The sequence below is a fragment of the Halomarina rubra genome (genome assembly GCF_023699475.1).
Taxonomy (GTDB): Archaea; Halobacteriota; Halobacteria; order Halobacteriales; family Haloarculaceae; genus Halomarina; species Halomarina rubra.
This window is the reverse complement of record NZ_JALXFV010000007.1, coordinates 301,699-315,699: the sequence shown is the minus strand read 5'-3', so window position 1 is coordinate 315,699 and position 14,001 is coordinate 301,699. Positions and strand designations below refer to the sequence as shown.

Annotated in this window: 18 protein-coding genes; 13 read left to right on the top strand and 5 right to left on the bottom strand. The window is 59.0% G+C overall.

Translation table 11 applies throughout. From position 1 onward, the window contains the following. Window positions 1-78: 78 nt before the first annotated feature. Together M1L36_RS14280 and M1L36_RS14275 are read left to right on the top strand one after the other, a co-directional pair. Complete coding sequence (locus tag M1L36_RS14280; RefSeq protein WP_250874399.1) at window positions 79-783, top strand: DUF8081 domain-containing protein; 705 nt, start codon at window positions 79-81, stop codon at window positions 781-783. Between the two features lie 717 nt (window positions 784-1,500). Further along, on the top strand, window positions 1,501-2,733 hold the full coding sequence (locus M1L36_RS14275) for an orc1/cdc6 family replication initiation protein (protein WP_158206275.1): 1,233 nt from the start codon (window positions 1,501-1,503) through the stop codon (window positions 2,731-2,733). A gap of 119 nt (window positions 2,734-2,852) precedes the next feature. On the opposite strand, the gene M1L36_RS14270 is transcribed toward M1L36_RS14275, so the two are convergent. After that, window positions 2,853-3,230, bottom strand: coding sequence for a hypothetical protein (locus M1L36_RS14270; protein WP_250874398.1), 378 nt, complete (start codon window positions 3,228-3,230; stop codon window positions 2,853-2,855). A 93-nt stretch (window positions 3,231-3,323) separates the two neighbouring features. On the opposite strand from M1L36_RS14270, the gene M1L36_RS21425 reads away from it, so the two are divergent. The 5 genes from M1L36_RS21425 (at window position 3,324) to M1L36_RS14250 (ending at window position 6,108) form a co-directional block, all read left to right on the top strand. Further along, window positions 3,324-3,446: a hypothetical protein gene (locus M1L36_RS21425; protein ID WP_267902945.1), complete on the top strand. Its 123-nt coding sequence runs from the start codon at window positions 3,324-3,326 to the stop codon at window positions 3,444-3,446. Window positions 3,447-3,512: 66 nt separating this feature from the next. After that, entirely contained in the window at window positions 3,513-3,767 is a 255-nt protein-coding gene (locus tag M1L36_RS14265; RefSeq protein WP_158206254.1) for a HalOD1 output domain-containing protein, read from the top strand. A 432-nt stretch (window positions 3,768-4,199) separates the two neighbouring features. Next, window positions 4,200-5,210 carry a ParA family protein gene (locus M1L36_RS14260; RefSeq protein WP_250874397.1) on the top strand — a complete coding sequence of 337 codons (1,011 nt, stop codon included), beginning with the start codon at window positions 4,200-4,202 and terminating at the stop codon, window positions 5,208-5,210. Further along, the gene (locus M1L36_RS14255) at window positions 5,207-5,560 is read left to right on the top strand and encodes a DUF7970 domain-containing protein (protein WP_158205874.1); all 354 of its coding nucleotides are present in this window, start codon (window positions 5,207-5,209) and stop codon (window positions 5,558-5,560) included. The genes M1L36_RS14260 and M1L36_RS14255 overlap by 4 nt, the downstream gene beginning before the upstream one ends. 398 nt (window positions 5,561-5,958) lie before the next feature. Next, entirely contained in the window at window positions 5,959-6,108 is a 150-nt protein-coding gene (locus tag M1L36_RS14250; RefSeq protein ID WP_158203497.1) for a hypothetical protein, read from the top strand. A gap of 72 nt (window positions 6,109-6,180) precedes the next feature. Here M1L36_RS14250 and M1L36_RS14245 read toward each other — a convergent pair whose 3' ends face one another. Together M1L36_RS14245 and M1L36_RS14240 are read right to left on the bottom strand one after the other, a co-directional pair. Further along, window positions 6,181-6,603, bottom strand: a complete 423-nt coding sequence (locus M1L36_RS14245) for a site-specific integrase (protein WP_250874396.1) — start codon at window positions 6,601-6,603, stop codon at window positions 6,181-6,183. A gap of 87 nt (window positions 6,604-6,690) precedes the next feature. Continuing rightward, window positions 6,691-6,993: a hypothetical protein gene (locus M1L36_RS14240; protein ID WP_250874395.1), complete on the bottom strand. Its 303-nt coding sequence runs from the start codon at window positions 6,991-6,993 to the stop codon at window positions 6,691-6,693. A 908-nt stretch (window positions 6,994-7,901) separates the two neighbouring features. Between M1L36_RS14240 and M1L36_RS14235 the strand changes: the two genes are divergently transcribed. From M1L36_RS14235 to M1L36_RS14225, 3 genes are all read left to right on the top strand, one after another. Then, window positions 7,902-8,333, top strand: a complete 432-nt coding sequence (locus M1L36_RS14235; RefSeq protein WP_158203450.1) for a hypothetical protein — start codon at window positions 7,902-7,904, stop codon at window positions 8,331-8,333. Window positions 8,334-8,531: 198 nt separating this feature from the next. Beyond that, window positions 8,532-9,011 (top strand): hypothetical protein, encoded by a 480-nt coding sequence (locus M1L36_RS14230; protein WP_158203451.1) that lies wholly within the window; start codon window positions 8,532-8,534, stop codon window positions 9,009-9,011. A gap of 231 nt (window positions 9,012-9,242) precedes the next feature. Beyond that, entirely contained in the window at window positions 9,243-9,689 is a 447-nt protein-coding gene (locus M1L36_RS14225) for a hypothetical protein (protein ID WP_158203452.1), read from the top strand. Window positions 9,690-9,722: 33 nt separating this feature from the next. On the opposite strand, the gene M1L36_RS14220 is transcribed toward M1L36_RS14225, so the two are convergent. Continuing rightward, complete coding sequence (locus M1L36_RS14220) at window positions 9,723-10,247, bottom strand: hypothetical protein (protein ID WP_158203453.1); 525 nt, start codon at window positions 10,245-10,247, stop codon at window positions 9,723-9,725. A 102-nt stretch (window positions 10,248-10,349) separates the two neighbouring features. Here M1L36_RS14220 and M1L36_RS14215 point away from each other — a divergent pair, with 102 nt between their 5' ends. Then, a complete protein-coding gene (locus tag M1L36_RS14215; protein WP_158203454.1) occupies window positions 10,350-10,853 on the top strand; it encodes a hypothetical protein in 504 nt (167 codons plus the stop codon). A 12-nt stretch (window positions 10,854-10,865) separates the two neighbouring features. Here the strand turns inward: M1L36_RS14215 and M1L36_RS14210 are convergent, their stop codons facing one another. After that, window positions 10,866-11,291, bottom strand: a complete 426-nt coding sequence (locus M1L36_RS14210; protein WP_158203455.1) for a hypothetical protein — start codon at window positions 11,289-11,291, stop codon at window positions 10,866-10,868. 279 nt (window positions 11,292-11,570) lie between these two features. On the opposite strand from M1L36_RS14210, the gene M1L36_RS14205 reads away from it, so the two are divergent. Next, on the top strand, window positions 11,571-12,080 hold the full coding sequence (locus M1L36_RS14205) for a hypothetical protein (protein WP_158203456.1): 510 nt from the start codon (window positions 11,571-11,573) through the stop codon (window positions 12,078-12,080). Between the two features lie 1,422 nt (window positions 12,081-13,502). Further along, window positions 13,503-13,979, top strand: a complete 477-nt coding sequence (locus tag M1L36_RS14200) for a hypothetical protein (protein ID WP_158203457.1) — start codon at window positions 13,503-13,505, stop codon at window positions 13,977-13,979. The last annotated feature ends 22 nt before the right edge of the window (window positions 13,980-14,001 follow it).

The following is a 14,001-nucleotide window of genomic DNA, read 5'->3' as shown; positions in this document are numbered from 1 at the left end:
CTGCGGGGGAGGGAGAATCGAAGGCGGTCACCCACCAGCCTCCGTGAGGCATATGCCGCCAGGAGCGTCAGTCAGGACATGTCGTGGCGTGATAGTTGGCCAGAGGGTGGCCCGGACACTGACGAGATCACGGTTGAAATCAAATCGTCGGCAACGCGTGATTGCGGGACGGTTCGGACCTACGTCGATGACCACGGCTCTAAACTCACCTTCTCGAACAAGAACAAAGCACGCCAGGAGCTGATGAGCCACACCACGACCGCCGAACTGGCGCTCCAGCCAGTCGCCCCTCAGGACCCTGCAAATGTTGATTGGTATCTGGTGAGTCGGGGGCAGCATGGGCTGTCCGCGTTCGAGCGACCTCCACCCGAGGAGGGCTGGACGTTCAATCCGACCGCAAACCAGTACGGCGCCCTCGGCGAGGCACTGTTCACTGCAACCCCGCACGGTACGAAGCCACTGAAGCAGTATGCAAGACGAGATTTGGGAATCGACGACCGGCTGAAAGTCGAAATCGATTCAGACCCCTCAGTGATCTCGAATTCGGCGGGGATGTGGTTACCCGACTTCTCGGCTACAGTGGGGTTACGTCGCGGCCCAGTCATCCAACGGTATCTATGCGAAGTAAAAACGGGCAGCGGAGAGCTGGAGCGAACACAAGCAGAAACGATGCTTGAACACTCTGACAGCGGCTCTGATGATCGTATATTGCAGATACACGCGACGATCGAGAAGCTTCCAGACGAATATACAGTGGAGTTCCACCGAATCGGGGCCCGGTAAACTGCTCATCGCCAAAGATACCGGAGCTGATTTGTGAGCCGGTCTGTAGTAGAGCAGCCTCCCCCCCTCGTTCCGAGTGTATTCAGAAACAGGGATGGGTTCCAGTCGAAATAGGAGGGAAAATCCAATCAAACCCCGTCAGAACGGACGTGGGGCGCGGTTCAATGGGATACCCGCTACAAACCGCTCTCCAGTGTTTCATAACCTTGTACACGAAACACTACGTGTTCGTTCTAGTACGGTAGAAACGGTATGCGGTTGCCTACGGATACGTACCATATAAAGCTAGGTGCGCCACTTGTCAGACAAAACACCAGCATACGCACCGCTACCCTAGTGTTGCCAGCCCTACCCCCCGTATTCGTGGGATTTACACTCGGAACGAGGGGGGTGTGTTCAATCTCCTCCGATCTTGTCGTTCAACCGGGCGAACAGGTCAACCGATACACTTGGAACGAAGGGGGGTGCTCTACTGACCAGACTGGAATACACTCGGAACGAGGGGGGCCCATGAGAGCCACTTACACCCGATACACTTGGAATGAGGGGGGAGGAACGCCTCTACACGAGGAAACGTATCTTACGCATCTAGCCTTCCCGGCCAGGAATTCGAGAGAATACACCCGGAACGCGGTGGGATAGATTTTTGACGGGTGACCCCACAGTCCGGGTGTGACCGACGACTCCACGCTCGACGACTTCGATTCGGAGCCTTCGATGAGCTATGAGGACGAGTACGACCCACTGTTCGACGATCCCCAAGACGAGAAGCCACAAATCTTTGCACGCCGCGAGCTGGTCGAGATTGGCCACGTCCCCAGCGAGAAACGAATCGTTGGTCGAGAAAATGAGATTCAGAGTGTCGGTCAATATCTTCGCCCAGTGGTCAATGACGACGCACCGTCGTCGTTCATCATCTACGGGAAGACAGGTACAGGCAAGAGCCTCGTCTCACGTCACGTCGCGATGCGAGCACGAGCGTCTGGTGAGCGGCGAGGAAACCGTATCGGGGTGGTCTACATCGACTGCTCTCAGGACTCCACTGAGACACAGGCTGCCTGCTCAATCGCCCGTGGCCTCAACGAAGAGTCGAGTACTGGAATCGCTGTCCCCCGCACCGGCCTTGGTCGCTCACATTACTACGCGCGACTGTGGGACATTCTTGACCAACGTTTTGACGCTGTCATTATCATCCTCGACGAGATTGACCGGCTGAAAGCCGACGATGGTGAGGACAACATCCTAATGCAGCTCTCGCGAGCACGCGAGGCAGGCAAGACCTCCGTGAACATCGGCATCATCGGGATTTCAAACAAGATCAACTATCGAGACCGGCTCAACGAGCGGGTTAAATCCAGTTTCGGGGATGATGAGCTCGTGTTCAACCCGTACGATGCCAATCAGCTTCGTCAAATCATGGAGGCCCGACGAGACGCGTTCGTCGATGGAGTCATCGAGGAAGGAGTCATCTCGAAGGCTGCCGCACTCGCGGCCCGTGAACATGGGGACGCCCGGAAGGCGATTCGGATTCTGCGCAACGCCGGCGAGTTCGCCGAGCGCAATGGCTACTCGACGGTTCGTGAAGAACACCTCGACGCAGCTCAAAAACGCGCAGAGGTCGACCGCCTGCAAGAACTCCTCTCCGGCTTGACTCCGCACACCAAATACGCTCTGATGGGACTCGCGACACTCACTGCGAACAATCCTGAAGACGAGTTCCGAACGAGTGTCATCTACGACGCGTATCGGTCTGTATGTGCTGATGCCGGCTCAGAAACGCTGACTCTCTATCGTGTTCGCGATCTCCTTCGCGAACAATCGTTCCTCGAAATCATCGAGTCATACCACACTGGTGGTGGGCGGGGTGGCGGCAGTTACACTGTCCATCAATTGCTGAAAGAGCCTGAGATTGTCTTCGAGTGTGTCGACACGGGCGCTGAAGACGAGTAAGATCGCATCGCTCTCTACGATTCGCAGGTCTCGAGTCACTCGCCCACCGCTCAGTTCACAACCACCTCTCTGACCTACGGATGCTGAGACGAGGCAGAGGGTTAAGAGAAATCGGCTGGCTATTCCGCAAGTCTCAGATGGTCTTTGCTCGGCTCGTAGGCGTCGCCCTGCCGACGGAGTTTCTCGATCTCGTACCCTTGGATGACTGGAGCGAGCGACCCAACCATCTTTTCATAGATATCGGCCCCGTCGGAGAGCCCGACAATGCGCCGTTTCTCCTCATCGCTGATTTCTACGGGAAGGTAGTCAGAGTGCTCGACGGCGATTCCCTGGATGTACGTATCCGGAATCGTCGCGTCTGCTCTCGACTGTTCTAAGTCCAGAACGAGTTTACCAGTAATCTGAACCGCCTCCCCTGGATTCACTTCACCTGCGATGTCGTCTTCGACCTTGACGAGAGCAGTCCCGAGGGGTGGCACCTGAACTTCATCGGTCACTGGCCGTTCTACCCGTTCAAGGCCGGCTGGTATAGGCGTGACCGCGAGTTCGTCGCCGTCCGACCGAACTGGCTGGTTCCACTGCTATGTAAGATGGACCGCGTTCCTCGCGGTAGCCCCTACGACATGAGCTACGCCGAGCGCGAGCTGGGCTGGGTCTTCCCGACGACCGCGGTCGCGTGGGTCGCCGAACACATCGACACTCAGCGCTCCTGAATACACTCGGTGTGAGGGGTGGTGCTGAACCGTTGATATATACGGGCAGCGTCCCGCGTCCGCTCTATGAGCCCTGCGCCTCGTGTCTCGACACGCATCGTCGAAGCTGTCGTCGACGAACTCGACCACGACCCGCTCACCCTGCCACCGCTCCAGGATGATGTCGACGGCGATGCGCTCGACGTGTTGTTTGCGACCGCGTCGACGCCACCGGAGCTCACGCTGGCTTACGCTGGCTGTCGAGTCCGAGTCGATGCATCAGGGGTCGACGTCGAGCAGGAATCAGCGCGTCGGGAATCGACATGCCCCTCTCGAACCTAACCACGACAGACGCGTATCATTGTAAACTCTTGGTTAGACCGACGCACTGCCAGTGTCGACGTCACTGACTCTAACCGTCTCCGCCTTTGTTCCTACTGCCGAGCAGGTCCCGACTGCAGCTACTCGAGGATGTGTACCTCCTGTCAGACCTGCACCTGTTGTTCGGTCTGTGCAACTCGCACCTGTTTTACCTACTGTACCTACTGCACTTACTGAAACTACTGCACCTACTGTGGCTACTCTGCAGGTTTGACAGTCGACCAGAACTCTTTTGGCAGCTACTGCACAGTAGGTCTATCAAATAACGTATGTTTGAGGCTGCTATGGGCGAAGTAGCTACAGTAGGTGCCTACTCCACCTGCTGTGAAGTTTGTACAACAGGTGCAGACCGTACCTTATGTTTAAGTCGGCACCCTCGAATGAGGTGAACGAATGGCACAACAAGTGGAGTGTTCGACCCCACAGAGAGAATCGATTCTGACTGACGGCGGAGCGGAGCCACGGGCGGTCTGCTTTCCGATGCTGAAGGGAGGCTTCGGCAAGAGCATCTTCGCAAACACGCTCGCTGGCGTCCTCGCCACAAGGCGCGACCACGACGTCCTGCTCGTCGACCTCGACCCGGCAGGTCACCTCTCGACCGGCCTTGGGTACTACACGAGAGAGAATGAGGACGCGACCGACCTCGCAAACGTCCTCCTGGACGGTGCGGACATCGAGGAGATCGTCAAGCACCCCGGCCACGGCTTCGATTTCGTCCCGTCACTGAATCTCGAACGCGTCGTTGACGAGCTCTCGAAGGACTCGGTGCTTGCCAGCGACCTGAAGATGAAAAACGAGTTCGTCGACCCGCTGCTCGGCGAGACGTATGACTACATCCTGTTCGATCTGCCGGGGTCGAGAAACAAGCTGACGAACAACGCGGTCGTTGCTGCACCGAACGCTATCCTCCCGCTGATGCCCGTCCCGGAGGCGCTCAACGGACTGCGTGAGACGGCGACCAAACTGGTCGCACCGATTCGCCAGCAGCTCGGAGCGTTCGACATCCTCGCCACGGTACCGAACGACCTCTCGCGCCGCGTCGACCAGAACACGAAAGACCGCCGGCTCCTGGAGTCGATGAACACTGACGAGCACTTCGCCTCCTATCTGATGGCCGGCTACGACGGCGTCGACCCCGACTCCGGCGACCTACCCGAGGGAACGACGGTCGAGGAGGTTCTCGACGCGCACATCCCACCGTTCGCGCGCGTGACCGCCGCGGACTGGGAGGCCATCGACAGCGGGGAGCGCGCTGCCCCGAAAGTACCCATCAGACACAGTGCGGCCTTCGGGGACGCCTACGAGGAGCGTCAGCCACTGACGGCGTACGACCCCGAACATCCTCAGCTGGACCACTTCGAGACGCTGGCGGTTATCGTCGAACAGGGAGGTGTCCAGGCGTGAGCTTCGACCTCGGCGATGCGGCCGACGATGCTGATGACGATGGAGAACAAGCGGAGGCGACTGAATCCGAATCAAACTCCGAGCCCGAAGAACCGGCCGACCCACCGGAGAAGACGCCTGCGTTCGGCTTCGAGAACAAGTGGCAGCGTCAACTCTATCCTCGCCCTGAGTCATGGGAGGACCTCGAAGACGCGATGACGCTCGACATGGAGCGGGTGTTCCGTGACCACGGCGTCCGCAACATGTCGAAGCGAGAGATCCACGACGCGCTCGTCCGGTTCAGTGCCGACCACGCCGAGGAGGTCGCGCGGCTGGCGCTCGAAGAGCGAGGAGTTGACACCGAGGAGTAGGCGACACCGTCTGCTCAGGAGTTCGTGGGCAAAGGCCGGAAGAACGACCCCTCGTTTATGGCACAACAAGTGGTGCGTTAGCTCCGGCCCTATCTGAGATACCGGGTTCACGCTCAAAAACGTATGCCTCTACGTCGCTCCGGCGGTGCCTGCCTCTTTGCCACAGAAGTTCGGCGTTTGGATTTCTACAAACCACACGCTCAGCAGACAGTACCACTCGCCGACCAGTCAGCGGTCGCTGACCGACCGGCGCTACTCTGACAGAACGAGTTGGCTCTCAGCAGCGCTCCTCGGGAATCAGTGAATCCGCCTCCTCGATTGCCGGTTTTGTTAGACAGAGAGCGTGAGTCTAACGCCTCAGCAAAACAGCTAATTGCTCAAGTATTCTTCAGACTTATATGGACCAACGCTTCGCCCTCCTCGGAGCTATCGTCTCCGGAAGCTTCCTCTTCGCCGTCTTCGCGGAGAGTAGTGGAAATCCACTCGTCGCCGCTATCAGTGTCAGCGCACTCACCGTGCTGACTCTACTCTTCGCTCGGAGCAAGTGACCAATCGATACACACGCGGCACGTGTCTAACAGCTGAGTCACACCGAACCGGCGTGAAAGAAAGTCGGCGTGCTATCGCGAGGAGTGGACCGACCGCAGTGCTCGACGGGTCGCCTCGGTCGTCCCATTGAGGTAGGTCTCGGCAGTCGCGAGCTTCTCCCAGCCCATGAACGCCTGGAGAGGTAGCCCAGTGAGCCCGCGAGCGGCATGAAACGTACTGGCGGTCGCACGCAGGCCGTGTGGATAGACACGCGTGCTGTCGAGCCCCTCGGCGGCCTCGGCCGCCCGGTTGACGCGCCGATTGATGCTCACCCGCGAGTGGGGATACTCAGCGTGTGTCTGGAAGAACCGCTCGATGGCCATCTCGACGCGCGTCTCGAAATCGAATGGGATGGCGCGCGCACCGGCGGCCGTCTTGGGAGCCCAGCGCGTCGACAGTGCCTGCTCGACGGTGATCCCGACGTTGTGCTTGGCAATCGACTCGGCGCGCTTCATGCAGTAGCCACACGGCTCGCCGTCCTCCTGGCCCTTCGTACACCGGTCGAACGGCGGGATGTGGATCGTCCGTTCGCGCCAGTCGATTCACTGCTCGCTCATGTGGGCGACCTCACCGGCCCGCATGCCCAGCCGGCCGGTCGCGAAGATGATGAACCGCGCCTGATTCGCGTACGGAGCGTCGAGTCGGCGGGCTCCCTCCAGGAGTAACTGGAACTGCCGGTCTGAGAGTGCGTCCTCCTTGGAGTTCGCGACCGACCCGTCATCGACGAGCTGGTCACGCCAGAAACCGTGTTGGGAGCCGGTGGTACGCGGGGACTCGCGGTGGCGGTCGGGGCGCCAATTACGGGCGGGGCTAGTGCGTCGACTGGACGGGGGTGGACGCTGCATCACCTGAGTGCCACCTTTCTTTCACCGTAACTCGACTGATTCAACTGTTAGACTTGTGCCGCGAGTGTATCACAGCGAATCGAGATGGATACAGTGAGGACTTGGGGCTACACAACTCCTTTACCCCGAACCAGTTTGTGGTATAACATGAACCGCCGAACGGTACTGACCACCCTCACCGCTGGACTCGCGGGCGTCGCAGGGTGTACGCAACTTTCGTCGGAGGCATCCACCCCCCGCCGTTCGCCGGGAGACCCCGAATCAACACCGATGGCCAGTCCTCGAACGGTTGCCCTCACATCAGTAGATAGCGCTCCGAACGACGTCCTCTCAGTCGAGATGGTCGAACCGGAGGTAACAACGGACCATCCAGCTCGCCTCCGTGTCACGCTCACGAACACGACGAAGCAGTCTCGTATGTTCGAGACGGGACACAGTCGCGTGTTCTCGGAGACATTCAGCGAGAGCACTGACCCACAACTGCTGCTCGTTCCCCCCTCGTATAGTCCAAAGCCAGTCTCACCGGGCTGTTGGCGAGTCGCCACCGACCCGTTCGTCGTCGATTCGGGACTGACGCGAATGCGGCTCGCGCCGGGTGAAGACGACTCGATAACGCTCTCATTGTGGGGCGCACCGTCGAACAGTGGTACGTGCCTCTCGCCCGGAAGGTACCGGTTTTCACAGCCGTATCGAACGTGGCCTGTTGACTCCGATGACTCCCAGCAATTCACGTGGGGGTTTGCGCTTACTGTCGAGAACGCTGACTGATACACTCACGCTCTGTGTCTAACAAAACCGGCAAACAGTGCAACGGGTTCACCCTTGTCGATTCAGAGCGACTTACCCATAGGAAGCGTGCCATGGCAGTCTCCCGAACTGTTATTGAGGTGAATATAGTATCTCACGTCATGTCCTCGCAGTTCCTTCCCCGAATTCATCGCCCACAGTCCGCCTCCAAGGGATTCCAGCTCACCGTCATCGGGGGTGTCCTCCATGCCCTCCTCGCGGTTGGCGTTCGTATCGTAGCTGGTGCCCCGACTGCACTCTGGGACCCCTATATGCTGTGGGCGCTCCTCGGGGGGTTCGTCGTCGGAGCGTGTTTCACCGGGTTGTACGTGCGAGCGGGGCTACTACTTCCCGGCGTGGTGACGCTCAGTCTACTGGCGATAGGCGGCGTCCTCACGTCCAACGCATACGCATCACTCAACGGGGCGTCCCCATCGTTCGCATGGACCCCGATGACAGTCTACGTGACGTTCTGGCCATTCATCCTTGCCGTCGCCCTGCTCGTTGGGGGCGGCGAGTGGCTTGGCCGACGGTTGTTGCATCGAGCAGTCTGACCGGTACTGGACGGTTAGAGGCACACTCTGTGTTCCCTCGATGCGTGTGGAACATCCCCTGCGGTGGCCAACGATGGTAGCGTGGAACCGGGTGGCTGACCCGCTACTCGGTCGGTGCTGCAAGCCCGCGGCTGTTTCCGGTCGAACCGTTCGCACACTGCCGAAACATATCTCCCTCCTGCCACGGAGTACCACTGTATGTTCACCGTCGACGCCATCCTCACCACCGACGCGTCGGGCGTGGAACTCACCGCTGAGGAGTTCCAAGCGGCGTCCGCAGAGCACCCACCGCTGTTCGACCTCTGGGTTCGGAACGTGGGCGAGGACACCATCTACTTCTATGGAGGGTACACTTCACCACTGAGCCAGTTCGTCGCGGAGGACCCTGAACAGTCCCGTCAGCTCATCGTCTTCCCGACCGGGCTGAACAGCCAACTCCCCGTGATTCCCCCAACCCCGACGGATGAGGTGTGGGTCGCAGACCATCGGCTGTTCTACTACGAGACGAGACTCCAGACTAGACTCCGTCCCGGTGAGTCGTTCAGTCGCGAGTATGCGATACTCGTCGAGGAACCCACGGATGGTGGGTACCCACCGGGCCGATACACCGTCACAGATGACGGTATCGAGGTCGACGATGCCCCGGCAACTGTTACGGTCACGATTACCGTCTCCTGACCACTCGCCCCCGATTCAGGCAATTATCGAACTCATCCACGAGTGTATCAACGAGCGAGTTGACCAATGAGAACGATATTGGTGGGACGCCTTCAATAACGGAATATGAATCGCCGCCAGTTTCTCGGGGTCACTGTAGGACTCCTCGTACCAGTCACGGGGTGTCTCATTGGCGAGTCGAGTCCGCCGTCAAATGGGACGACCCCGGGCCGCACGAGCGGCGATACACACATGACCGACTCTGAGCTAGCACCTGCCATCGCTGCCCACCAATTCCGGGTCTTGGACTCTGCCGACGGGTACTCCGGGCCGACGTTCTCGTCGGTCGATACGGCCAACCATGCGGCGAAGGTACGCTTTCAACCGGCGTCGAATCGAATCGTGGTCGAAGGGTGGATGCACAGCGGGTCACGGTCGTGTCGAACGACAATACTGGACACCGTGGAGTACGATGCCGAGTCACGCTCTCTTCAATTGACCATCCTTGACACGTTCGAGGAAGGCTCTGGTGGCTGTACGACCGAGATTGACCCCGTTATCTACGAAGCAATCATCACCTTCGAATCTGACTATCCGAAGACCGTCCATATCACGCATCGCGACGAGTTGCAAGACGACGAGACCTACAACGGAACGTTCCATAACGAAGCGGCCACCGCGACAGCCAATACGGACTGAAAGCCCCACGCTCGCGTTATTCAACCCGTCACCTCACTCGCCCTCAGCAGCCTCGACGAGCAGCGAGAACGTCCAGTCTGGAGCACCCGATAGGAGTCGGTCACCCGTGAACACGTACTCGCCATCGGGGAGGCATGGGTCGTTGTCGGGAGCCGCAAGCACCGTGTAGTGTTCGCTCACCGTCTCACCGGGCGCGAGTTCTCGGATGTGTTCGGGGAGGTGCCACCCCGGGTCATGTGACGCTCGCCAGCAGCCGTCGGTAGGCTCGGCTGGCACGAGCGGCGGGGCCTTCCCCGATTCCATGATATTGTGGCGGTCGTCCGGTATCGCGTACAGCCACGCGTCGCTCGCGGTATGAAGACCTAGTGGCTTGCTGAACGGTGGCGACCCGCCGAAGTGGAACTGCCGCGTGGACTCAGCCCGGTTCGTACAGCGAATGTGGAGGCGGGCGGGACTCGTCTGTGTGAACTGCTGGTCGACGTCGACCGTGAACGCAACGGCTGGTGGAAGCGCCGACGTGTCGACGACCGCACGAACCGCGGGGAATCCATCGCTCATCTCCTGTCTCGCGCTACGCGGCCAGCACGTAAGTCCATCATCCCCGTGACCAGACCGGCCTGCCCCAACTGGTATCGCCCGTCAACCCATACCCCGACCATCATGTTCGACGTCGCCGCGACACTCGCCCCCGAGCCCTCCACGGTCGAACTCGTGGTGAGGGACCAGACGCCTGCGACCGCGGCTCACCCACCGCTGGTCACGCTCTGCGTGCGCAATACGAGCGACGCGTCGATGACGCTCAGCGGCGGTCAGATGCTCCCGCTCTCGCAGTACTCCGCACACGATGCCTCCCAGCCACGGCGCATCATCGTCTTCCCCACGGTGCTGAACGCCAAGCAGCAGGTCATCCCTGATGAGCCAACTGACGCGACATGGGCGATGGCGAACGCGTTCCACGAATCGGAGGCCGGACTGGACGTCCGACTTGACCCCGACGAGGAGCACTGTCGAGAGTACGCGATTCTCACCTATCGCCCGTATGTCGATGGGTATCCCCCGGGGCAGTACGTGGCGACGGACGAGCTGACCATCGACGGTGCGGCGTCGACCGTCGAGGTAACGGTCACGGTTCCCGAACGGCAGGACCGTGCGGTGGAGGCGTAGCGGTCGGTCGCCTCACTCCTGCGCGAGCTTCCGATACGCCGCAAGCAGGGCCAGTAGACCGAGCGAGATGAATCCAGAGAAGCCGAGCAGCGGCCCGACAAAGAACTCGACGAACGAACTATCGGTGCTTCGGTAGATGACCTGATAGTACGCACCGTCGTGTTCGACGAAGTCCAGTTCCGTGTACGTCGACGACGGAGCGGGACTCTCCCACGACTGGGGCTCACCCATCGCATCCAGCAACCGGTCGTGCGTGTCCGCAGACAGGGAGGCAAGCGGCGTGATGGCCGTGTTGGCGGGGGCTGCCGAGAGGTTCGGCTGGGCGGTTCCGGCGAGGCGGAGGTCGTTGGTTGTCTGACTGGTGTGGTAGACCTGTCCCGCGAGGGGCAGACTGAGAACGAAGGCGAGTATCGCGACGACCAGCAGAGGAGTGCGCACGGAGCTGAGTGTCGGGCGGTTCATGTGCTGTGCTTGGCATACTGAGTTACGTATTTAGTCTCTCGGGGGAGCCAAACACCCGAATTCACCGTTTCGAGTAGTGGAGGCAGACTCGAATTGGCGGAGCGTTTAATCTACTGAGTATCCTCGATGCAGCTACCGAATGGTTCCCCGCTCCACCGCTCACGTCCCCGGGACGGTCGTTCTCCGCGTTGGTGACCCGAGCAGCGCACACACGAGCCCAACTCCGACGACTCGCTCGCAAGGTCGCCGAGTAACATGAGTCGCTACGAACGCCACACCGTCACTCTCGACGTGTATCCTGTGGAGCGCCTGCGCGACCACGGAGTCGGACCACCGTTGCTCGATACCGACCACCCGTTCGAGGGGGCCGTGTATGCGACGACCGGACTCGCGTACAGCACGCTCGGCCCCCATCACGCTGGCCAACCAGTCCCCCTGACCGGTGGAGAGTGGGCTGCACTGCTCGATAGTGACGTCGAGCCGACGACTGCAGAGACGGTCGAGGTCGTCACGGGGGCAGGCGGCGTATTCCTCCCGCGGGAGTCGCGGGTGGTCGACACGATGGCGTGGTACTGGGACGTCGAACAGGACCTGCTGTACGAACCGGCGCGCGTCTTACTGCGACCGCCATCGGACGACCGGGACAGTGCGTACGCGTTCTCGGTCCATGGGCAGCCCGAGCGCCCGGCCACCGTGCTATCGAAGAGCGAAGCGACCGAGCGACTCGCGGATGGTCGGCTGGTCGAATTGTGTCGAGTTGGTTGACCAGCCGTGGTCGCCGACCAGACCGTCAGTTGAGAAACGACTGGAAGTAGTCGCCGCCCGGCCCAGTGATATCGACCGAGAGAGGACGGCCAACGGGTTGGTTGATGGTGGTTAGTCGATGCGTCGACGGGCAGCGAGACGCAACTTGATGGGCAAAGAACGTCTCTGGAGAGGCGAACGTTGTGGCGCACGAGCAGGTGAAGGACATCCCCGACACGACACGACACGACCTTCGTACCCGTGTTCGTCGCCGACGTGCTGGTGGGTAGTCCACCGTGTTCGCCATACCGGATACGGGACGATATCGCCACACGAACACTGGACGGGCCGAGCCTCATGCATCGCGTGATTCTCACGTCGTTGACGCTGGATTTCTAGCATCTCTTCGGGGTGGTCCGCAGCATACTCCAACGCAGCCCGGACGTGTTCGACGGTCCAATCAGATTTGCTTTGTAACAGATTTAGCGGATTGCTGCCAAGGTGGGCGGCTCGGTGATGGACAAAGTAAACTGCAATGCCCGTCTCTCCAACGCTCGGACCGTTCAGCCCGCCCGCCCAGATATTGATTCCGCGGTACGTACCCCGACAGTCAGACATAGGCGCATAGCACGGTGTATCGAATAAGAACGTTCTCCGAATCGGTCTGAACGCACGTCGGGGTGAGGCGACACAGGCTAAAGAGCTGTGTCGACGTGTCAGTTTTCTCGACGTGAGAGTGCGCGGAGATAGTCTTTCCTGTGTCAGCGTTCGTGTTGCTGTCCATTCAGTGACTTCTGACGCCGTCTTCACAGTAGCAATCCAAGCAATTATTCGCTACATCGCCATCTTCAGTCATACGAAGTCAGCCCTGACTTCGGAGGGTAGATTTCTGCAAATGGATGGTTGCGGACTATTCGATTCAGTTTGTGGGGATAAGCGGCTTCCATATCCCCGTAGACGGCATGCTACCCTACTCACAGCAAACACTATGTGGAGTATCTATCACGTTCCGATCGGTCAATCTATCTGCAGTCTCTCGAGTTTGACCGACACCGGCTGCCGGTCTGCTCGGGGGGTTGTGTTAACTTAAGCGCTAATCGTATCGCAGCCCGTCGGTTTTCGATTCCAACTAATCGCAGACCGAAGGTACGACTGATCAGCTGAATCGCCGGCTCTGGCTGGATTCCGTGGATGTGTTTCAATAGCAATAGACAATGGGTGAATACGGTGCTTCGCCCTTGGCGCTCAATCCTGCCGCTATCCACCGATTTCTACTTAACTTAACACCACCAGACAAGCAATGCATAAGTCTTTGAGTAGTGGTGTTGATTACTTGAAAGACCCATTTGACACTTCCCATAGAATATTACTATACGGATGTTAGGCCTGAGTATGAAACGTAGGGGACTGTTGTGTTGGATTGGAATTACAGCTGCGACAAGTATGTCAGGGTGCGTCAGCCTGTCAGGAAACGCTGAGCAGAATCGCTCACAGGAAGAAACGAGCAACAACTCAACAGAGATTGTGTCGTGTGGTGACTATGCTTATCAGCCGAAAGACACGAGTGATGATGACAGGTTACCTTGGCATGTCGCGATTAAAAATGTCGACCTCGAAAGCATTCCCGTTTCGATATCAATCATTGAGATTTCAGATGAGACCGAAAAAGAAGTTATTTCTTGTTTGGCTAAATCTAAAAGCCATTCTAAACTCATCTTCGACTTGTCACCAAATGTGGGGTATCGAGTGGACGTCACTCTTGAACGCCCTACCAGCTCAGAGAAAGCATCTACTACTGTAACTGGTTGGAATCGAGTAACTGGTGGAAATGAAGCTCTGGAAGCCACTGTCGAGGACGGTCAATTCGAAATAATGCATGTGCATTACGACGCTGGATTGACTGCTGATAACAAGTCGTAATTGACTGAAACGTCGTCACTCT